General features: G+C 36.5%; 22 protein-coding genes and 1 tRNA gene. 10 read left to right on the forward strand and 13 right to left on the reverse strand.

Features of this window, described 5'->3' with window-relative positions; translation table 11 throughout:
* Positions 1 to 37: 37 nt before the first annotated feature.
* From KYH19_RS22715 to KYH19_RS22725, 3 genes are all read right to left on the reverse strand, one after another.
* Positions 38 to 442 carry an endonuclease domain-containing protein gene (locus KYH19_RS22715; RefSeq protein ID WP_219076887.1) on the reverse strand — a complete coding sequence of 135 codons (405 nt, stop codon included), beginning with the start codon at positions 440 to 442 and terminating at the stop codon, positions 38 to 40.
* A gap of 123 nt (positions 443 to 565) precedes the next feature.
* The gene (locus KYH19_RS22720) at positions 566 to 1363 is read right to left on the reverse strand and encodes a ThiF family adenylyltransferase (RefSeq protein ID WP_219076888.1); all 798 of its coding nucleotides are present in this window, start codon (positions 1361 to 1363) and stop codon (positions 566 to 568) included.
* A 160-nt stretch (positions 1364 to 1523) separates the two neighbouring features.
* The gene (locus KYH19_RS22725; protein WP_219076889.1) at positions 1524 to 2177 is read right to left on the reverse strand and encodes a TatD family hydrolase; all 654 of its coding nucleotides are present in this window, start codon (positions 2175 to 2177) and stop codon (positions 1524 to 1526) included.
* Positions 2178 to 2456: 279 nt separating this feature from the next.
* Here KYH19_RS22725 and KYH19_RS22730 point away from each other — a divergent pair, with 279 nt between their 5' ends.
* Positions 2457 to 2990: a thioredoxin family protein gene (locus KYH19_RS22730; protein WP_219076890.1), complete on the forward strand. Its 534-nt coding sequence runs from the start codon at positions 2457 to 2459 to the stop codon at positions 2988 to 2990.
* An 87-nt stretch (positions 2991 to 3077) separates the two neighbouring features.
* Here the strand turns inward: KYH19_RS22730 and KYH19_RS22735 are convergent, their stop codons facing one another.
* The 7 genes from KYH19_RS22735 to KYH19_RS22765 all read right to left on the reverse strand — a co-directional run bounded on the left by KYH19_RS22735 (position 3078) and on the right by KYH19_RS22765 (position 7984).
* Positions 3078 to 3287, reverse strand: coding sequence for a hypothetical protein (locus KYH19_RS22735; protein ID WP_219076891.1), 210 nt, complete (start codon positions 3285 to 3287; stop codon positions 3078 to 3080).
* Between the two features lie 179 nt (positions 3288 to 3466).
* Positions 3467 to 5167 (reverse strand): glycoside hydrolase family 3 protein, encoded by a 1701-nt coding sequence (locus KYH19_RS22740; protein ID WP_370630267.1) that lies wholly within the window; start codon positions 5165 to 5167, stop codon positions 3467 to 3469.
* A 123-nt stretch (positions 5168 to 5290) separates the two neighbouring features.
* The gene (gene nadD, locus KYH19_RS22745; RefSeq protein WP_219076893.1) at positions 5291 to 5863 is read right to left on the reverse strand and encodes a nicotinate (nicotinamide) nucleotide adenylyltransferase; all 573 of its coding nucleotides are present in this window, start codon (positions 5861 to 5863) and stop codon (positions 5291 to 5293) included.
* 9 nt (positions 5864 to 5872) lie between these two features.
* A complete protein-coding gene (locus tag KYH19_RS22750; RefSeq protein ID WP_219076894.1) occupies positions 5873 to 6256 on the reverse strand; it encodes a type II toxin-antitoxin system VapC family toxin in 384 nt (127 codons plus the stop codon).
* Complete coding sequence (locus KYH19_RS22755; protein ID WP_132398097.1) at positions 6256 to 6459, reverse strand: DUF2281 domain-containing protein; 204 nt, start codon at positions 6457 to 6459, stop codon at positions 6256 to 6258. The genes KYH19_RS22750 and KYH19_RS22755 overlap by 1 nt, the downstream gene beginning before the upstream one ends.
* 36 nt (positions 6460 to 6495) lie before the next feature.
* Entirely contained in the window at positions 6496 to 7062 is a 567-nt protein-coding gene (gmk, locus tag KYH19_RS22760; RefSeq protein WP_121287465.1) for a guanylate kinase, read from the reverse strand.
* A 58-nt stretch (positions 7063 to 7120) separates the two neighbouring features.
* Positions 7121 to 7984 carry a YicC/YloC family endoribonuclease gene (locus KYH19_RS22765; protein WP_121287467.1) on the reverse strand — a complete coding sequence of 288 codons (864 nt, stop codon included), beginning with the start codon at positions 7982 to 7984 and terminating at the stop codon, positions 7121 to 7123.
* 566 nt (positions 7985 to 8550) lie between these two features.
* Between KYH19_RS22765 and KYH19_RS22770 the strand changes: the two genes are divergently transcribed.
* From KYH19_RS22770 to KYH19_RS22780, 3 genes are read left to right on the forward strand one after another with little or no spacing between them, the layout of a single operon-like run.
* Complete coding sequence (locus tag KYH19_RS22770) at positions 8551 to 9264, forward strand: hypothetical protein (RefSeq protein WP_219076895.1); 714 nt, start codon at positions 8551 to 8553, stop codon at positions 9262 to 9264.
* A 3-nt stretch (positions 9265 to 9267) separates the two neighbouring features.
* The gene (locus KYH19_RS22775) at positions 9268 to 9984 is read left to right on the forward strand and encodes a hypothetical protein (RefSeq protein WP_219076896.1); all 717 of its coding nucleotides are present in this window, start codon (positions 9268 to 9270) and stop codon (positions 9982 to 9984) included.
* Positions 9985 to 9990: 6 nt separating this feature from the next.
* Positions 9991 to 10701 carry a hypothetical protein gene (locus KYH19_RS22780; RefSeq protein ID WP_219076897.1) on the forward strand — a complete coding sequence of 237 codons (711 nt, stop codon included), beginning with the start codon at positions 9991 to 9993 and terminating at the stop codon, positions 10699 to 10701.
* 194 nt (positions 10702 to 10895) lie between these two features.
* Here KYH19_RS22780 and rnc read toward each other — a convergent pair whose 3' ends face one another.
* The 3 genes from rnc to KYH19_RS22795 form a co-directional block, all read right to left on the reverse strand.
* Positions 10896 to 11624 carry a ribonuclease III gene (rnc, locus tag KYH19_RS22785; RefSeq protein WP_121287475.1) on the reverse strand — a complete coding sequence of 243 codons (729 nt, stop codon included), beginning with the start codon at positions 11622 to 11624 and terminating at the stop codon, positions 10896 to 10898.
* Positions 11625 to 11719: 95 nt separating this feature from the next.
* Positions 11720 to 12973, reverse strand: coding sequence for a beta-ketoacyl-ACP synthase II (fabF, locus tag KYH19_RS22790; protein ID WP_121287478.1), 1254 nt, complete (start codon positions 12971 to 12973; stop codon positions 11720 to 11722).
* Between the two features lie 21 nt (positions 12974 to 12994).
* Complete coding sequence (locus KYH19_RS22795; RefSeq protein ID WP_008508386.1) at positions 12995 to 13231, reverse strand: acyl carrier protein; 237 nt, start codon at positions 13229 to 13231, stop codon at positions 12995 to 12997.
* A 158-nt stretch (positions 13232 to 13389) separates the two neighbouring features.
* Here KYH19_RS22795 and KYH19_RS22800 point away from each other — a divergent pair, with 158 nt between their 5' ends.
* The 6 genes from KYH19_RS22800 (at position 13390) to KYH19_RS22825 (ending at position 19097) form a co-directional block, all read left to right on the forward strand.
* Positions 13390 to 13809, forward strand: a complete 420-nt coding sequence (locus KYH19_RS22800; protein ID WP_219076898.1) for an IPExxxVDY family protein — start codon at positions 13390 to 13392, stop codon at positions 13807 to 13809.
* 148 nt (positions 13810 to 13957) lie between these two features.
* Entirely contained in the window at positions 13958 to 15388 is a 1431-nt protein-coding gene (gene pyk, locus KYH19_RS22805; protein ID WP_132398107.1) for a pyruvate kinase, read from the forward strand.
* Positions 15389 to 15476: 88 nt separating this feature from the next.
* A tRNA-Ser gene (locus KYH19_RS22810) sits at positions 15477 to 15561 on the forward strand.
* A gap of 920 nt (positions 15562 to 16481) precedes the next feature.
* Positions 16482 to 17543, forward strand: a complete 1062-nt coding sequence (locus KYH19_RS22815; protein ID WP_219076899.1) for a helix-turn-helix domain-containing protein — start codon at positions 16482 to 16484, stop codon at positions 17541 to 17543.
* 211 nt (positions 17544 to 17754) lie between these two features.
* A complete protein-coding gene (locus tag KYH19_RS22820) occupies positions 17755 to 18324 on the forward strand; it encodes a hypothetical protein (protein WP_219076900.1) in 570 nt (189 codons plus the stop codon).
* A 158-nt stretch (positions 18325 to 18482) separates the two neighbouring features.
* Positions 18483 to 19097, forward strand: a complete 615-nt coding sequence (locus KYH19_RS22825) for a hypothetical protein (RefSeq protein WP_219076901.1) — start codon at positions 18483 to 18485, stop codon at positions 19095 to 19097.
* The last annotated feature ends 159 nt before the right edge of the window (positions 19098 to 19256 follow it).

A 19256-nucleotide genomic window follows, 5' to 3' on the forward strand; every position in this document is an offset into this window, starting at 1 on the left:
ATCACATCATCAACTGTAATCCGATATATTTTTAATCCTAATGAATTAAATATTCTTCTCTCAATTTATCATAAACTTGTTTGTCATCGTGACTACAGCCATCAATTTCTATTACTAAGCCAAGCCGCTTGATATAAAAATCAACGATATAATTTCCGATTATACGCTGCCTGTCAAAATCTATTTTATGAAATCGCTTTTTAGTCACCTGCATCCAAAATAAGACTTCTGGTAAATTTCCAGCTTGCCGAAGTGCTTTTGCTCGTTCTTTTAGTCGGGGTTGATAAGGTAAATCAATAATGGGTGTTGTGCTTAAGGTTGTGCCGTTTACTACAATTTCAGTTTGCAACTTCTTTTTTAACACCCCGTCCTGCGGACACCCCTCTGGGAGAGGGGAATGCTGAATGCCTAAATCGGCTGGAGTGTTAGTTTTGCTTTGCATTTTTTGCTTTGGATTTTATGGAGTGCCCATAGGGCGGGGTGGCTACTATAGACTCATTATTATTTTACCCTAACTTACAACAATTTAAAATCTGCACGAAATCAGGGTATCAACAATTAACTTCTAGTTGGATTTTTTATTTTTCCTTTTATTAAGTGTTTTATGACTGATCCTTGCCGGACGTTCGGCCATTTCGATGGGTAGGCCGAGCAAATCGCGGATCACCACCGATGCACATGCACCACCAAATGCTGCGGGCAGATAAGAAACTGTGCCATAAGCAGAACGTTTGAAATTACTTCCATCTGTCATGATCATAGAATTTTTATCCATTTCTTCTGTAGAAAAAACTGCCTTTATTTTTCCTGCATTAGGAAGTTTATTCAACCTTTTGCGTACATAACTTGCGAATACACATTGATAAGTATCAGGAAGAAGTGTAATTCTCAATCGTGTCGGATCCATTTTACCACCAGCACCCATAGAACTCACGATTGGGATGTTTTTTTCCAATGCAGTTCCCAATAAAGTAATTTTAGGCATCACACTATCAATACAATCCATAATGTAATCGAATTTTGATTCTAAAATTTCCCTGCACTTTTCGGGTGTTAGGAAGGTATTTACCACATGAAGCTTTAATTCAGGGTTAATAGCCAGTAAACGTTCCTGCATAATTGCCGCTTTACTTACACCATGATTGGTTGCCAAAGCGGGTAGCTGTCTGTTCCGGTTGGTTGGATCTACCACGTCACCATCAACAATAGTCATTTCTCCAATTCCTGAGCGGCAAATAAATTCGGCAGCAAAAGAACCCACTCCACCTAAACCGATTACCAAAACATGTTTCGATTGGAGTTTATCTATTCCATCATTCCCAAGAAGGAGGGCAGAGCGTGAAAGCCAGCTAACATCAGACATATCAATTTTTATATTAGCCACAGATGAAAAGGATGAACACAGATTTTGGGTTTTGCCTGTATTGATCTTTGCTAATCTGTGGTTAGTTTTTTACTACATTTTGTCACGGAGACAAGGATTAACGCGGAAATATTTTCTCACGTGGTTTCTATCTCAATGGTTAACTTTTTAAGTTGTTCCAGTCTGCAAAAATACGAGCTTTAAGTTCATCAACTGTACATTTTTTTAAAATGGCTGCGGCCTTGTAAATTTCTTTAATCGAAATATCAGCATCATCTGTTTCCAGGAAAAAATTATTGGTACTTTGAATCAGTTTAGCTGCACCAGAATTCTCTTTTAAAGCGGCGATTCCAAAAGATAAAAGGAATCCTTTATCTAATAATTGTTTGCCAAGTTGCTCATTTTTGTTGAAACCATGGATAATCATCGGCACTTTAACTTTTAATCGTTCTTTAATGGCAATTAACTCTGAAAAGCATTTAACACAGTGTAAAATCAGGGGTTTATTGATTTTTTCTGCCAATTCAATCTGCTTTTCCAAAATAATAAGTTGATTTTCCAGATTTTCTCCCCTTAGCCGATCTAAACCGCACTCTCCAATCTGTTTTACATTTGTTTGATTGGCTACAACGTTTAGATATTTCATCTGCAGTTCCAGGTGATCAATTTTCGCAAACCAGGGATGAAGTCCAACAGAAATTGGCTTGGTTTTAGGCATCGCTAAAAAGATATCGCTGGTTAACGACAAACTTTGAATGCTGATTACCCCAGACTGGGTGGCAACTTTGTGGGTATGTATGTCTAAAAAATCCATTACAAGGTAAAGATAAGTAAAAATGGAAGATGGAAAATGAGACGGCTGATGGAGAATATCAGATATAGTCGTTGTGTCAGATATTTCTATCTGACACTTTAAGAAATAATTTTGAATCAATGGAGTTGCTACCTTTTACTGTTAATTGAGTAGTCTGTCAGATGGTAACATCTAACAGCACAGAAAATGACCAATGTTTCCACTCTGTAAAGAATTTGCTAATGATCTATAACATTACTAGACTTTATTACATTTGTTTTGTTATTATTCTAAAAAATCATGAAAAGATTAATCATTCTGTTCACGGCAGTATTAATTACGACTGCAGCATTTAGTCAGGCGAAAAAAGAAGGCGTTCATATTTATAACCCACAGGCCGATGCCAGGGCGGAAATTGCTGCGGCTGTTGCAAAAGCGGCTAAAGAAAATAAACATGTTTTATTGCAGGTTGGAGGAAATTGGTGTACCTGGTGTATCGCGTTCCATAACCTGGTTGACAGCACCACTACATTAAAAAAATACATCAACGATAATTTTGAAACCGTTTTGGTTAATTACAGCCCGGAGAATAAAAATGAAAGCGTTTTGGCGAGCCTGGGTTACCCTCAACGTTTTGGTTTCCCGGTATTTTTAATTTTAGACGGCAAAGGAAAAGTATTGCATATTGAAAATTCTTCTTATTTAGAAACGGATGAAGTTGCGGCTAATGGCAAAAAGAAAGTTGGACATGACGTTAAAAAAATTACTTCGTTTTTAAAAGGCTGGACCACAACGGCGGTAAATCCTGAAACTTATAAAGCGAAAGCTAAGTAGAGGGTTTAAGGCTTAAGTCCGATCTATAAAACCGAAATCTAAAAATTAATAAAGCCGTCCCGATTTTACATCTGGATGGCTTTATTGTTAATCGTTTAGCCCATCTTCGTCTACCTCATCATCGAGGTTTAATTCATAAGAGGCTCTGGAAGCTTCGTCAGCTTGCTCCAGTAGATCTTTATCATGCTCAATACTGGTATCATCGCCACTAATTTCGTTGATATTTTCTACGTCGTCTTCTCTGCGCAAAGCATCGTTCGGATCGTTTGAATAATTGTCGTCTTCTGGATCTATCATAATATTGAGGTTTTATCATTAAATAATCGTTTTGAAGGCGAAATTGTTTTGGGGAAAAGGCTTAAAGGTAAGTCCAAAGAATTATAACATGATAGATAGTTTTCCGTAGTAAAAGATTCTTCGCTATGCTCAGAATGACAAAATACTAATTCCTTGTGCCTTCTTGTCTTTGTGGTCTTTTATAACCCCTCACCAAATTTATAAAATGGAGCAATACTTACTGGTAATTTACCTGTTGGTACTAACCTATTATTAATTACGGCTGCTGCAGAAATCTGCATGAAATCTTCTTTCTGATAGGCTACCACTAAACCTTTGCTATTTTCTAATCCAGATAAGCCAGCAAGGTTATATGGATTTGCAAACAAGGCAAAAACAGCATTTTTAGCTGATAATTCTTTAATAAAATTCTTTACGCCTGCATTTAGAGGCATGTTATTAGCAGGTCTTGATCTGTTATCGTGGATGCCTACAATCACCTGATCAAATGCGCCGATTTCACGGGCAATGTTCGAAATCTGTGTGGCACTGGCATCTTTATCCAATACATAATAAACAGAGTTGTAATATCCTTTAGAAACCTCTTTTTGGAAAGTGGTAACCGACGGCACGCCAATGCTGATAATGGCCGTTCTTCTGATCGGGATGAGGCGTTTGATATAATCTTTACCTTTTAACAGCGTTACGGATGCATTGGCCAGTTCCTGTACTAATGCGTTGCTCGAGTTGCGGTTTATACCTGCAACAACACCCTGGGTTACAACAGTATCGCGCTTGGCTAATCCAGCCCAATATTTTGCAGTTAAGATCTTACGTACGCTCTGATCGATTTCAGCCATGCTTACACGATTCTGTCTTACAGCTTTACGCACCAGTTTTATGGCTCTATCGCTATTTTCTGATAGTTCTATGATATCGTTACCCGCAATAATGCCCATTAAATCAGCTTCACCATTCTTAAAATATTTTACAACGCCTTTCATATCCATCGCATCCGAAATTATCAACCCTTTAAAACCTAATTTCTGTTTCAAAATGCCCGTTACAATCGGTTTGGATAGGGTAGAAGGCAGATTTGGGGTAGCATCTAACGATGGGATATTCATGTGTGCAATCATGACACCCGAAGCACCTTGTTTAATCAGCTCTTTAAAAGGATACATTTCTAAAGTATCCAGGCGTGTAGCGGAGAAGGTAAGCTGCGGTAAATCATAATGCGAATCTACATCAGTATCGCCATGGCCAGGGAAATGTTTCAATGTGGTTAATAAACCTCCATCCTGCATACCTTTCATATAAGCGGCAACCTTATTGGCCACGTTATATTTGTTTTCGCCGAAAGAACGGTAATTGATTACGGGGTTTTTAGGATTGTTATTGATATCGGCATCAGGAGCTAAATTCATCTGCATCCCCATGCGCTTATAATCTTTAGCCACTTCAAGACCCATTTTATACAATAACTCTTTGTTTTGAATGGCACCCAAAGTCATTTGATAAGGATAAGAAATGGTACTATCCAAACGCATACCCAAACCCCATTCGCCATCATTTGCCACAATTAATGGCACCCTACTCAGTTTTTGATAAGCATTGGTAGCTAAAACCTGTCGGCCAGGACCTCCCTGAAAAAAGATCACTCCGCCTAATTGTTCTTTTTTAATTACCTGACCAACAGAATCAGTATATTTTTTCCCCAGATTGGTATGCGCCCTGACAAAGAACATCTGCGCAATACGCTCTCTGCGATTAAGTCTGTTAAAAACCGAATCAACCCATTTCGGTTGGTTGGCCAATAATTCTAAATAGGTTTTTTGTTGCGCACTTACAGAAAATGCAGTGCCGAAAAGGGCAATAAATATAAATAAATTTTTTCTCACGTGTTTTGTTGTATCAGCTGCTAAATTAATCATCTAAAGCCTAATCAAACAAAAACCAATCCAAGTAATCGATTTAATACAATTTGTTGTAAGCCTGTTGATTTATGGTAATAAAGATTGATGCTATTTGTACATTCCTTTACCCTCTATGAAGTCGATTACTTTATCAGGAAGAAAAAACTGAACGTTTTTTTTCTCCTTTATGGCCTTTCGGATAAAGGTGGAGGATATTTCCATTAAAGGTGTATTGGTAAAAGTAATTGCAGGATGGTTTTCCCAATCGCTAACATTTGCTCCAGGACGGGGGTATACATAAATTTGGTAATTTTTTAACAATACCTCGTAGTTTTTCCATTTTTTAAATGAAACGAGGTTATCAGCACCCATAATCAACACAAATTCTTTTTCGGGGTATTTTTCATGGAGATAAGTAAGTGTATCAATAGTGTATGAAGGCTGCGGCAATGCAAATTCAATATCACTTACGCGGATATGTTCTGCATTTTCAGTAGCCAGTTTGGCCATTTCCAAGCGATCATACATATTGGTTAAACCACTTTTATCTTTCAAAGGGTTATGGGGAGATACCACCAGCCATATTTCATCAAGCGCCGTGTGGTTGGCCATATAATTGGCAATAATTAAATGCCCAGTATGGATGGGGTTATATGAACCAAAGAAAAGACCAGTTTTCATGTTTGTGATTTACCAAAGCGCTTTAACCTTATAAAAGCTAAAGTTTTGATCTTTTGTTAAAATCGTTAAGTTTTCTGACATGCCTTGAGCAATTATAATCCGATCAAATGGATCGCGATGATAAAAATCTAATTCATTCAGCTTAATAATATGATCAAATGAAATTGGCAATATTTCTATTTGATTTTGATCCAGAAAGTCTAAAATTCTATCGAAGTCTGCATTTAAAGAAAGCTTATTTAGTTTGCATTTTATCGCAATTTCCCAAATACTGACAATACTAATAAAACATTGATTTTTTAGATTTTTGATTTCATCAATTATCTTATTTGGCAAAGATGAATCTCCATTTATAAACCAGATAAATGTATGCGTGTCCAATAGAAGCTGCATTACATATAATCTTTAAAGTCTTCTAATGGTTCATCAAAATCAGCAGTCATTTTAAAGAAATCTTTGGCATAGCCAAATTGTCTTTCTTTCAGTTTCTTACTGTCTTTCGACTTTTTCTTTAGGGATGAGACAAAATCAGACACTTGCTTCTTCAAGTCTGAAGGCAATGAAGATATTTGGCTATATAATTGAATATCAGTCATCACTCAAATATAAAGATTTCTGCTTTCTTTAGAAAACTATTTCTTCAAAAAATCTCCGACCAACTTCTCCGCTTCTGCACAAGCTGTACTCAGATCGTAATTTTTTAAAATCACATCAAACTTATCTGCATAAAGCAGTTCTTTTTCAGCTTTAATAAAACGTTCCTGTAATTTCTCCGGACTATCTGTTCCGCGACCACTTAAACGTTCTTTTAGAACATCTAATGAGGGTGGCTGAACAAAAATGGCTAAAGCATCTTCTTCATATTTTCTTTTCAAACGGATACCGCCTTCTACATCTATATCGAAAATTACATGTTTCCCATCATTCCAGATGCGCTCAATTTCTGAACGTAAAGTGCCATAAAAAGTTCCGTTATAAACCTCTTCAAACTCCACAAATTCCTGGCGGGCTACTTTGTGCAAAAACTCTTCCTTGCTAATAAAATAATAATCGTTTTCATGTGTTTCAGCACCCCTCAATTCGCGGGTAGTCGCAGAAATAGAGAAGCTCAGCTCAGGAAATTTCGTTAATAAATGATGTACTATAGTGGTTTTACCTGCTCCTGATGGTGCCGAAAATATGATTAATTTGCCTTGCATTTTTAAAAATTTTGCGATTGGCGTCTGGCGTTAAGCGCTTGTCGCTTTCCGCCTAACGCTACAACACATTCAGTAACTGTTCTTTTATCTTCTCTAATTCTTCTTTCATACCTACAACAAACTGTTGCATTTGGGCATCATTTGCTTTTGCTCCCATAGTATTAATCTCACGTCCAATTTCCTGAGAAATGAACCCCATTTTTTTACCATTTGCCTCTTTGCTTGCCAAAGTTTGTAAGAAATAATCGCAGTGGCTTTTTAAACGTGTTTTTTCTTCGGTGATGTCGATTTTATCGATGTAATAAATCAATTCCTGCTCGAAACGGTTCTGATCGATATTTACTTTGCCTACCGCATCGTCTAAAAACTGAGTAAACTTATCGCGGATTGCAGTAATCCTTTTAGGTTCTAATTCCTCAACTGATTTGAAATATGAAAGAATGTTTTTAATTCTTAGTTCTAAATCGGCTTTTAAAACTGAGCCTTCATCTTCTCTGAATTTGTTAAAATTGGCCAAAGCCGAGTTGAAAATCTGAAATAAATTGTTCCACTCATCTTCACTTACACTTTCTTCCTTGTAACTGATTACATCAGGAAAAGTTAATGCAGTTTGCAATAAGTTACTGCTGTCAGCCCCTAATTCGTTGTTAACGGCAATAAGCTGTTTGTAGTAATGACTTAATAGTGCGGTATTGATGGTCGCACCTGTAACTTCACCATTGGTGCGTTCTACATTGATGCTTAAACTTACTTTTCCTCTTTCGATATCTTTACTGCAGATGTTGCGCAGGATCAACTCTTTATCGGAAAAAGCTTTAGGATATTTTAAATTCAGCTCCAGAAATTTACTGTTGAGCGATTTGATTTCGACACTATACTTTGCGTTTGCATAATCGGCTGTTGCTAAGCCGTATCCTGTCATGGATTTTATCATGCGCAAAGATAGGGTTTTAAGCCGAAAGGAGAAATAATAATGGGAAAGGAGCAGAGCTATAGCTCGTATAATAAAACATTTTTTATTTAGAAAATCAGCGTTTAGTGTTTCTTTGAGAATTGCAGCCCCGCTTTATGCTTTATCCCAATTTCATTAAGTTAAGGGTTTTTAGCCACAGATGCGCATAGATAAACACGGATTTTCATATCTGTGCGCATCCTTTCTCTCTGTGGTTAAATTATTTTCTTATGCCTAATGGCTTAACTTAATGACATTGCACTTTTATACCGATGAAAAATCGCGATTCCCGCTGCATCAGATAGCTAGCCGATCGGGTTATGTACAATGAGGAGTAGTTTTTGGCAGGAGCCTGTTACCTAGAAGGTGCAGAACCTCTGCTCGTAAATGTGGCAAACTATGAGCATGAGCAGAAAGAATACTATTGCCGAATACAGTAGATAAAATCCGCCAATAATTTTCTCATAGGCATTAACGTTTCTTTAACAGTTTGCAAGGTTAACAAATGTTAATTTTACAAAAAATATCTTATAGATATGAAAGCATTTTTGATCATGTTATCACTTTCATTGCTATTGTTCATTTTACCTAAAAAAACGCTCGCTCAAATTACATCAGCTAAAGGAGTTATTTTAGAAAAAGGAACCCAGATCCGTATTGCTTTAGCTGTAGTGACCAATATTAATAATAAACAAGCTGTAGGAAGTAACGATATGGGGTTCTTTCAGGTAAAAGCCAAACCAGGCGATACCCTATTGATTACAAAAAGGCATTTCGATAATATTTATGTGGTCGTGCCTGGCAATCAGGATTTGGTTATTAACTTGGTTAGGGCTGATATGCTGCTGGATGATGTAACAATTAAGGCAGAAAACAAACAACAAAACCTATCAGCTGTTAGGTTAGAACACCGTAAGAAAACTTATTTTTATGGTAAAAAGAAAAACCCGCTTTATTATGTGCGTTACCCGTTGGCTGCAATAATGGAGCTGTTTAGCACAGAACGGAAAAATGCAAAACGTTTTGATCATTATTATGATAACGAGACAAAAGAGTTAGAAATAGACCGATTTTTCAATGTTAGTCTGGTTAAAAACAACACCAGTTTAACAGGAAAGCAAATGAATAAGTTTATGTTAGATTATAGACCGAAGCATAAACAGATTAAAAACTGGAACACCTACGATGCAGCTAATTACATCAAAAGATCTGCAAAACAGTATTTAGATACTTTAAACACCTCATTATAATAAATGAAATATTTAAAATCTATTCTGTTACTCATTATCTTAGTGCAAGGCTTAGCCGTCACGGCACAGGATTTTGTGCTGAAAGGTGTAGTAATCGAAAAAGGTTCAAATGTGCGGATTGCTCTGGCCAGTATTACGAACATCCGCAGTAAGACGGGTGCAACCAGTAACGATATTGGCATATTTCAGTTAAATGCCCGGATTGGAGATACACTGTTTATTCAAAAAAGAAATCTGAATGAGCAAAAGATAGTGGTTAAAACAAATGATGACCTGGTTGTTTATCTGATCAGGGGAAGTACCATGCTAGACGAGGTTACGGTTAAAGGGCAGACCAAGAAGCAGGAGATGGAAAATATTAAGCGCGATTTGAAGCACAACGGCTCTTTTTATGCCGGTAAACCGCCATTAATTTTATTAAATCCCTTCGGTGGTAACCCAATAACTTTTTTTTATGAGCTTTTTGGAAAAACGCCAACCAGAGCACGTAATTTTAACCGTTATTATAAAAAAGAACTAAGTTTGATCGAGGTAGACAAATTTTTTAATAAAAGTTTGGTGTCGAATAATACTTCCTTAACCGGGAAAGATCTGGACAAGTTTTTGCTTGATTATTACCCAACACGTAGCATGACTCTTAATTGGAGCAATTACGATGCTGTTAAATATATCAAAGAATCGGCTAAGAAATATAGCGATACTTTGAAATACACAAATTAACACACCATGAAAAATTTTAAATTTGCCTTTATACTCTTCGTTTTTACCTCAGTCAGTTTCTTCGCAAACGCGCAGGATTTTATTGTGAAAGGTGTGGTGATTGAAAAAGGCTCAAATATCAGAATTGCATTATCAGAAATTACCAACCTGCGGACGGGAATAGGTGTAGGAAGCAATGATATTGGTCTATTTCAGTTAAAAGCGAGAATCGGTGATACGCTGTTGGTAATCAAAAGAGATCTGATCGATCAGCGTGTAGTGGTAAACAGCGAAAAAGATCTGGTTATTTATCTGGTTAGAGGAAGCACCACCCTGGATGATGTAACCATCAGAGGAAATACCAAAAAACAGGATCTGGATGAAATTAAGCGGGAGTTTAAAAACAAGGGGGTGTACAACGGAGGTAAAACAACGGTTTTGTCTGCCATATTTAGCCCCTTAAATGCTTTGTATAACCTCCTTGGTAGCGATCCTAAAAATGCACGGAGATTTGGCAGGTATGCTGATAATGAAATCAAGCAATCGCAGATTGATGTGTATTTTAACCAGAGCATTATTAAAAACAATACAGAATTAAGAGGCGATACCTTAGAAAAGTACATGCTAAACTGCCGGCCCGAATTTGATAAAGCGCAATACTGGAACAGTTACGATTATATTAAATACATTAAAGAATCCTCAAAGAAATTTACAGATACGCTTGGAAAAGGAAAGTAAGGATTAGTCCTGAGTTTTGAGTTGGACGTTTGGGTGTATAGAATAAAGTCCGAAGTCCGGTGTCGGAGGTCTGAAGTTTTAACCCGTATCGACAATTAATCGATTATTTCCAACAATTTAACAATCCCAGCAATAAAGCAATTAAGTTTAAGATCGTAAACAGCTAACCCAATGGTAAGTGAACCAGTGAAATTTTATATACTCAATGTTTCGCAAGCTTTTTCAGCTGCTAATTTTTCAGCGTTTTTCTTGTTGTAATCTCTTCCGGTACCTACTTTTTCGCCTTCTACTACCGCACTAATGGTAAATAGTTTGGCACTTTCGCCTTCACCATTTTCAGCCAGTTCGAACAATACATCCTTACCATGGCGTTGGCACCACTCAATTAATTTACTTTTAAAATTGGTTTCAGTAAGTTCCAGGGTATGAATATCGATATGGGGTTTTACAATTCTGCGCAATAAAAACTCTTTGGTAAAATTGTACCCTTTATCCATATAAATGGCACCTATAATGGCTTCAAAAGCATCGCCCAACATCGAATTGTGTTTGGTTTGTATGCTCACTGATCGTTGATCAAACTGGATAAGTTTATCAAAACCAATTTTTTTCGCCAACTGATTTAAATTAGCCCGGTTTACAATCTTCGAGCGCATTTCGGTTAAAAAACCTTCTTCTTTATAGGGATAATGTTTAAAAAGCAGCTCTGCTATTACAGAGCCGAGAACAGCGTCGCCTAAAAATTCCAGGCGCTCGTTGCTGCTCCTGCTTCCATTTTTTAGGATTTTTGCTGCAGAACGATGTCTGAACGCCATTTTATAGAGCGTAACATTGCCTGGAACAAAGCCTAAAATGTTTTTCAGCTTTTTAACAAACTCCTTTTCAGGAGAGAGATAAAGTTTATATAATTTTAATATCGGCATTAAATAAATAACACAATTAACGGCTAATCAGCATATTTAACTAAGTTATCTATTTTTAATTAGCATACAAAATTATATAGCAGTGCTGTTCTAAATTAATCTTCGTATTTCTTGAAAATAACAGAAGCATTATGGCCACCAAAACCGAATGTATTACTTAAAGCAGCTCTAACAGTACGTTTTTGTGCTTTGTTAAAAGTAAAATTCAATTTAGGGTCAAATGCAGGATCATCTGTAAAGTGATTGATTGTTGGAGGAACTATATCATTTTTAACAGAAAGAATTGCTGCAATAGCCTCAATAGCTCCGGCGGCACCCAAAAGGTGACCAGTCATTGATTTGGTTGAGCTAATGTTTAAGCGATAAGCATCCTCACCAAATAATGTACCAATGGCTTTGGTTTCACTAATATCACCTAGTGGAGTAGAAGTGCCGTGTACATTGATATAATCTATATCAGCAGTTGTTAAACCAGCATCTTTCAGTGCATTAGTCATTACCATTCTAGCGCCCAAACCTTCAGGATGAGGTGCTGTGATGTGATTCGCATCTGCACTCATTCCACCGCCTACAAGTTCTGCATAAATTTTTGCGCCTCTTGCTTTTGCGTGTTCAAGTTCTTCTAAAATAATGGTTCCTGCACCTTCACCAGCTACGAAGCCATCACGGTCTTTATCAAAAGGACGCGATGCCGTTGCCGGATCTTCGTTACGTGTTGATAATGCATGCATGGCATTAAAACCACCCATACCTGCCTCATTGATGATTGCTTCAGAACCACCGCTGATAATTACATCAGCCATACCCAAACGGATATAGTTAAATGCATCTATCATTGCATTTGTTGAAGAAGCACATGCCGAAACAGTTGCAAAATTTGGCCCACGTAGGCCGTATTTGATAGAGATATGCCCTGGAGCAATATCTACGATCATTTTAGGGATAAAAAATGGATTGTATCTTGGCGTGCCATCTCCCTTGGCGAAATTCGAAATCTCATCCAAAAAAGTTTTCAATCCACCTATGCCTGCACCCCAGATTACTCCGATCCGATTGGTATCTAATTTTTCAAAATCAAAACCACCATCTTTCACAGCCTCATCTGTTGCTACAAGAGCATATTGTACAAACGGATCTAGCTTGCGGGCTTCTTTTTTCTCCAGAAAGTCTTCAGGATTAAAATTTTTAACCTCACATGCGAATTTGGTCTTGAACTTTTCAGTGTCAAAACCCTTAATAGGAGCAGCGCCACTCACCCCGTTAGTCAATCCTTCCCAAAAATCGGGAACATTATTGCCTATAGGAGTGAGCGCACCCAACCCTGTTACTACTACTCTTTTTAATTCCATTTATACTGAAAAAGCGTAATTCTATTTAACGTTTTTTTCCAAATAAGCAATCGCCTGGCCAACTGTACCGATGGTTTCAGCCTGATCATCAGGAATAGCTACATTGAATTCTTTTTCAAATTCCATAATCAACTCTACGGTATCTAAAGAATCTGCACCTAAATCGTTGGTGAATGAAGCCTCTGGCGTAACTTCGCTTTCGTCAACACCTAGTTTTTCTACGATAATAGCCTTAACTCTTGAAGCAATATCAGACATAATTTTATAATTTAATGGTTAAATAATTCTGTGCAAAGAAAAATAAATTCTTACAATTTTCAAATGTTTTTATTTCGATACGTAATTTTGGTACCTCAATAACACAGCGAATATAGAATTAGTTTTTTAATTTCGTTCTGTAAATAATTTATTTCGCTTTGAATAAGACTTACCTAAAACTTACCTTAGACCTTGATTTTATACTAATTGCGATCACAGCACCCCTAAAAGACTATGTGCTTTGCCACAAAATTAATACCCGGTTAAATACACAATTTGAAAAAATAGAAGATCACGAAATATTTTTTAATATCGACGAACCGGCCTGGTCTTTCTCTAAATATTACTTTTTTGTAGAGCAAGGTGAGGTAGAATACTACTTAATTTGCAATAAAAGCAGCGATGGTTTTCTAATTCCAGAGATGAGCAAAGTTGATTTTTTTATTATTATTAAAGAATTTATTGATAAGGAAGACTTGGATTATTTAATTAATGGACTGAATAAACTGCCTGATATACAGGTAGCTGCAAAGATAGATCCGGCTAAATTAAAAAGCCGTGAGAATTTGGTAATATAAAAATTATATACATGGTGTATTAAATACACTATATTTGACGGTTACAAACAAAGAACAAAAAAACAAAATATATAAAATTTAATGCAGTTTGATTATTTTAGATAATAATTTTGCTTTCTTAAACTGCATTGCTAAAATCAATTAATAAATGAAACCTTTTCATTCGAGAACTAAAATTGTTGCCACGCTTGGGCCTGCATCAGCAAAACCAGATGTATTATATAGTATGTTTAATGCAGGTTTAGACGTTTGCCGTCTAAATTTTTCACACGGATCACAAGCAGATCATCAGGCTGTTTTGGATACCATCCGCGATTTAAATAAAAAATACGAATATAATGTAGGTATCCTTGCCGATTTACAAGGCCCTAAAATCCGTATTGGTTTAGTGAAAGAAGGTGGGATTAACCTGATTAATGGTAAAACTACCGTGATTACCACTACCGAATGTGTCGGTAACGAAGAACGGATTTACATTACATACCAAAGCTTCCCTCAGGATGTTCAGGCTGGCGAAATTATCCTTTTGGATGATGGAAAGCTTCAAATGAAAGTAATTTCTACCAACTTAAAGGATGAAGTTGTTTGCGAAATCGTTCACGGTGGTATCTTAACTTCAAGAAAAGGTGTAAACCTGCCAAATACTAAAGTTTCTATCCCTTCATTAACACCAGAAGACCGTGAAAACTTAGAATTTGTTTTAGAAAACGATGTAGAATGGATCGGTTTATCTTTTGTGCGCAAGGCTGAAGACATTATCGAACTTAAAAAGATTATTGCAGAGCGTGGCAAAACTGCCCGTGTAATTGCTAAAATAGAAAAACCGGAAGCTATCGCTAATATCGATGAAATTATCGCTGTTTCTGATGGTATTATGGTTGCCCGTGGTGATTTAGGTGTTGAATGTCCGATGGAAGAAGTTCCATTGTTACAAAAAATGATTGTTGCTAAATGTAGAGCAGCTTCTAAACCAGTAATTGTGGCTACCCAGATGTTAGAAAGTATGATCACTACACCTCGGCCAACACGTGCAGAGGTAAATGATGTAGCTAACTCTGTTTTAGATGGTGCTGATGCGGTAATGTTAAGTGGCGAAACTTCAGTTGGTGAATTCCCGCTGATCGTTATCGAAACCATGCAAAAAATTATCCAGAACATTGAGCAAAACAATTATCCTTTCAACCCTGATAAGTTTTTAAAACCAAAATCACCATCTTTCTTAAGCGATGCGATTTGCGATTCGGCTTGTTTCTTAGCGAAACAGACCAATGCCGTAGGTATTGTATCGATGACTTTAAGCGGTTATACTGCTTTCGAAATTTCGAGTCACCGTCCGGAGGCTTTAACCTTTATTTTTACCAGTAACAGGGCCTTATTAAATGCAGTAAGTTTGCTTTGGGGCGTTAGAGGTTTCTACTACGATAAGTGGGAAAGCACCGATAACACCATTATTGAGGTAAACGAATTCTTAAAAAGCAAAAAAATGGTTAAACAAGGCGATATTGTAATCAATACCGCTGCTATCCCGATGGAAGCAAAAGGAAAGACCAATATGTTAAAAATTACAGTTATAGATTAATTTTTCTAACATCATATGTAAAATGCTCCCGATTTTAACCGGGAGCATTTTTTTTATCAATAAAAAATATACTTTTGCAATCCAACACGGAGAGGTGTCAGAGTGGTCGATCGAGCACGCTTGGAAAGCGTGTGTACTGCAAGGTACCGCGGGTTCGAATCCCGCCCTCTCCGCAAATATATAATCAAATACACAAAAATGCTTTAGACTTTATGCTTAAGGATTTTAGGCAGGTGTAAGCGGTTTGATTCGTTGTATGATATATACAAAAACGGTTATCAGTTACCTTCTTATTGGACAAATTCAGTTTTTGTCTTATATTAATTAGTTTGATTGTTAAGCGATTTATTAATTATTACCTGGCAATAATCATTTTCTTTATCATTTCTCAAAATTTTGCATCATTTTTTTCTGATTTCCGCTACGCATGATTCCATTAAATAGGAATTTTTTAATGGCTTGATTGTATTTAAAATCTGATCAGTTCTCAGGAATGTGCAATATTCAAGATAAAATAATATTTATGCTTCATTATTTTAATTTAAATGAAATCGATTTAGTAAGCTGTATTTGATTATATTTATTAAGGTTATTGACCTTTATCAACAATTGCTTTGATATAAGTCAATATATATTGGTTTTTTATTGACAACCTTTGAGAATAACTATCATTAAAACTGAGTTAACCAAATGGATAGTTTAAATAAAATAGCTCCACATCAAAAAAAATAAGTTATCAAATGCGCGCCAGTCAAGATAGACAGATACTCTTTAACTCCGATTTTTAGCCTACCCCGTCAAAGACACTTCTCAGCGGAGTTAAATGCCCAAATTTTCACATCAAAAGTGCATATTGTAGGCTTGCTATGTTAGATTGTCTGAAGTCGTTTTAAAGAAACCCTATCATCACGCCAGGCTTATTAAAGTGAGTTGTTTTGATGCTGAAAAGAGTAGTTCTGTTAGGGTTTTGCCTATTCAAAGGAACTTTGCTGTCGTCGGCAAAAAACTCTTCATCAGGTAGTTTTGATCAGTAATAAACAATCACCGATATCGCAAAGTGATTGGCGGTCCAAAAGATAAAAAAAAATATTGAATGGAAGGATCTAAGATATTGATTATTCTCAAAGATTCCGGGCTAAGGTCCAAAATTTCAGACATACTACTGTTCAGTAAGTATGTAGTTGAATTAACTGATAGTGGAAAGCAAGCGATGGAGATAGTTAAAAGCCACCGTATCGACTTAATTATCTGTGGAATTGAGTTATATGGAATTGATGGGTATGGCGTTGTGAGAATGCTAAACAAATTTGTGGATACTGCAGGGATTGGGCTGATTATGTTATTAGAAACCGGGGATCAGACCGCATTGCGCAGGGCAATGGAAATCGGTGCAGACGGTTATCTGTCAACTAGTTTTGATGATGCTGAACTTTTGAACCAGGTGGAGGTAAGGTTAAAGAAAAAGAGATTTCAGCAAGAACTTTTTTTAAAACAGCATTTTCAGGAAAGAAGCATGATCAAATCTAGCAACGAAATGTTTTGGCTGGATGAGAAATTGGACCGGCTGAAAGCTCGCTTCTTTAGAAAGAACCAGACTATTTATTATCAGGGGGAATATCATTCAGGTCTTTACTATCTGGTATCTGGCAATGTTAAGACATTTATCTCAGATAGCTCAGGAAATCTCTTAATCACCGACATCTATGGACCAGGGGAGTATTTTGGACTTCAGGATTTTGCTCTGGGTTCTCATGCTTTTCACACCTCAAAGGCGATATCAGACGCTGAAATTATCGCAATTCCGCTGAAAGATGTTAATGAGCTTATAGTTGAATATCCGGATATACTAAGAGTTTTTGTTAAAAAACTTGCAAAGTCGGTAAGGGATATGGAAGAAAAGGCAATGGCACTTGCTCATGCCTCAGTACGAGAGCGGGTGGCAGCTGCCATTATCAGACTTGCAAAGCAGGGGAAGAACTCTTCAGATAAAATTCGTGTCAGTCTCCCCAGAACTGATCTGGCAAATATTGTTGGCATAGCTTCAGAGACTTTGAGTAGGATTCTTAGTGATTTTGCCAGGGATGGGCTGATAGAAAAAGACGCGAATGACATTCTCCTTAATAGTATAGAGAAACTTCGGAAAGTAAATAAGTAGTAGAATCATGGGGTGTATTTACAGATTTTAACCAAAATTTTCCAGTTAGGTGTAATTCTGAAAAGAATCAAGGTTTCAATTGTCGATGGTCATGTTATCGCCTTCGCTAGATAAGGAACTTAGATCAATTGACTTAAAGCCCCATATACATTCAAAGGGAAGAGAATTGTTTTTGCAGTTGTTGAGCATGCTAACAGATAGGTTAAATACAATGAAAATAAAATCAATAAAAGAAATTAAATTATTCCTCAATTTTTTTCTGCCAATTATAAACAATAACCACCGCCACGCATTGCGTTATGTTTTCAGGCATTCTATCTTTGCAGAGATTCCGACTGGTAATAAAATTTCCGTAAGTAGCTTTTTGGGTTATTCAGATAGCTTTATTCTAGTATTACAGGGATTTGTGAGTGGATATATTCTTGAGTTTCCGATGCCAAGACGTGATGTTTGGTTAGGAGTATCTGGTAGCGTATACTTTAACGAAAGCCTGATAAACGAAGTTAAGGGATTCAATCTTGAGGCTCTGGAAGATTCCTGGCTATTGATAATACCCCGCAAAGAACTTGAAAAGGGCTGTGATGATTACCCAATATTAAACCGACTTTTTAGTCATTTGTTATTTCCAAATGCAATAAGAGATCTCAACAACATAACACTGCTCTCTAAACTGGATGGCCCCGAAAACAAGTTAAGGTATTTCAAAACGATTTATCCTAAGGTCTGGAAACAGGTGCCTGAAAGGATTTATAGAACTTACCTCATTCAGCCAGACCTTTAGTCGTGAGCTTGGAAAAAGCAAATTTGATTCTTTATACGCTATGACAATTTTACTTTGTTTTAATGGCTAATTAACATAACCTGAAGTACTTCCAGTAATCGATATTATCTACTATGACCCGGCTATTCTTTACCTATTTTTTTTTATCCATAGTGTTTTTGGCAGCACTAAATTTTTATGGAGAGTTACATTATTTCCGAAGTTTTAAAATCGACATTCTAGGTTTTGCCGACACCACTGATCTTTTGATCTCTGAAAGGGGTTTCTCCATAACAAAAGAGTTAGCAATTTCATTTTTAATGCCCTTTATTATTTGTTTGATATTTATTGGTTGCAGTTGGGCTAAAGACACATGCTCCGAACTGGTTTTTAGAAATTTATGCTTAATTATCGGACTTGTTCCAATTATACTTTTTTTCTGCTTATCCTTTCAGTCTGGTTTAGAAGAGGTCTTAGTTCCATTCCTTGTTACCTTGGTGTTATTCTTGTTTTTGTGGATTGTTGTATTTCATGTAAGGCTATTTCAACTTAAATGTGTCTGCATGCATCTATTTTTGAGCTCATGTATTTTAGTGGGATTTTTTAAAATTGCCAGTATTGACAGGCATATCAGCACCAAAATGACTTCAATTAAAGTATCTCTACCATATAATGATATGGTTACGGCTGAATTTTACAAACACTCAATTTTTTTGGGAAGTACTGAGGATTTTGATTTTTATTACGATATAAGTAATGAAAGGGGGATAATTGAACCAAAAGGCAATATGTAGCCAGGAGTTTTGCAGCATATTTTTTGATATCATTTGTCCATGTTGTACCGGAATGAGTGTCCTGTTGTCGAATATCTGGATTCATTTTGTTTATCAATACCGCTTTTATCGCTAAATACAATGTTTTTTAGTCAACATATATAGTTGAAAAGAGAAATT

Origin of the sequence: Pedobacter sp. D749, from assembly GCF_019317285.1 — a bacterium.
GTDB lineage: Bacteria > Bacteroidota > Bacteroidia > Sphingobacteriales > Sphingobacteriaceae > Pedobacter.

Excerpts from the sequence above, each read along its gene's own strand:
- KYH19_RS22715 (WP_219076887.1), bottom strand. The coding sequence starts at position 442 with ATGCAAAGCAAAACTAACACTCCAGCCGATTTAGGCATTCAGCATTCC.
- KYH19_RS22720 (WP_219076888.1), bottom strand. The coding sequence starts at position 1,363 with ATGTCTGATGTTAGCTGGCTTTCACGCTCTGCCCTCCTTCTTGGGAAT.
- KYH19_RS22725 (WP_219076889.1), bottom strand. The coding sequence starts at position 2,177 with ATGGATTTTTTAGACATACATACCCACAAAGTTGCCACCCAGTCTGGG.
- KYH19_RS22730 (WP_219076890.1), top strand. The coding sequence starts at position 2,457 with ATGAAAAGATTAATCATTCTGTTCACGGCAGTATTAATTACGACTGCA.
- KYH19_RS22735 (WP_219076891.1), bottom strand. The coding sequence starts at position 3,287 with ATGATAGATCCAGAAGACGACAATTATTCAAACGATCCGAACGATGCT.
- nadD (WP_219076893.1), bottom strand. The coding sequence starts at position 5,863 with ATGAAAACTGGTCTTTTCTTTGGTTCATATAACCCCATCCATACTGGG.
- KYH19_RS22750 (WP_219076894.1), bottom strand. The coding sequence starts at position 6,256 with ATGCAGCTTCTATTGGACACGCATACATTTATCTGGTTTATAAATGGA.
- KYH19_RS22755 (WP_132398097.1), bottom strand. The coding sequence starts at position 6,459 with ATGACTGATATTCAATTATATAGCCAAATATCTTCATTGCCTTCAGAC.
- gmk (WP_121287465.1), bottom strand. The coding sequence starts at position 7,062 with ATGCAAGGCAAATTAATCATATTTTCGGCACCATCAGGAGCAGGTAAA.
- KYH19_RS22765 (WP_121287467.1), bottom strand. The coding sequence starts at position 7,984 with ATGACAGGATACGGCTTAGCAACAGCCGATTATGCAAACGCAAAGTAT.
- KYH19_RS22770 (WP_219076895.1), top strand. The coding sequence starts at position 8,551 with ATGAAAGCATTTTTGATCATGTTATCACTTTCATTGCTATTGTTCATT.
- KYH19_RS22775 (WP_219076896.1), top strand. The coding sequence starts at position 9,268 with ATGAAATATTTAAAATCTATTCTGTTACTCATTATCTTAGTGCAAGGC.
- KYH19_RS22780 (WP_219076897.1), top strand. The coding sequence starts at position 9,991 with ATGAAAAATTTTAAATTTGCCTTTATACTCTTCGTTTTTACCTCAGTC.
- rnc (WP_121287475.1), bottom strand. The coding sequence starts at position 11,624 with ATGCCGATATTAAAATTATATAAACTTTATCTCTCTCCTGAAAAGGAG.
- fabF (WP_121287478.1), bottom strand. The coding sequence starts at position 12,973 with ATGGAATTAAAAAGAGTAGTAGTAACAGGGTTGGGTGCGCTCACTCCT.
- KYH19_RS22795 (WP_008508386.1), bottom strand. The coding sequence starts at position 13,231 with ATGTCTGATATTGCTTCAAGAGTTAAGGCTATTATCGTAGAAAAACTA.
- pyk (WP_132398107.1), top strand. The coding sequence starts at position 13,958 with ATGAAACCTTTTCATTCGAGAACTAAAATTGTTGCCACGCTTGGGCCT.
- KYH19_RS22815 (WP_219076899.1), top strand. The coding sequence starts at position 16,482 with ATGGAAGGATCTAAGATATTGATTATTCTCAAAGATTCCGGGCTAAGG.
- KYH19_RS22820 (WP_219076900.1), top strand. The coding sequence starts at position 17,755 with ATGAAAATAAAATCAATAAAAGAAATTAAATTATTCCTCAATTTTTTT.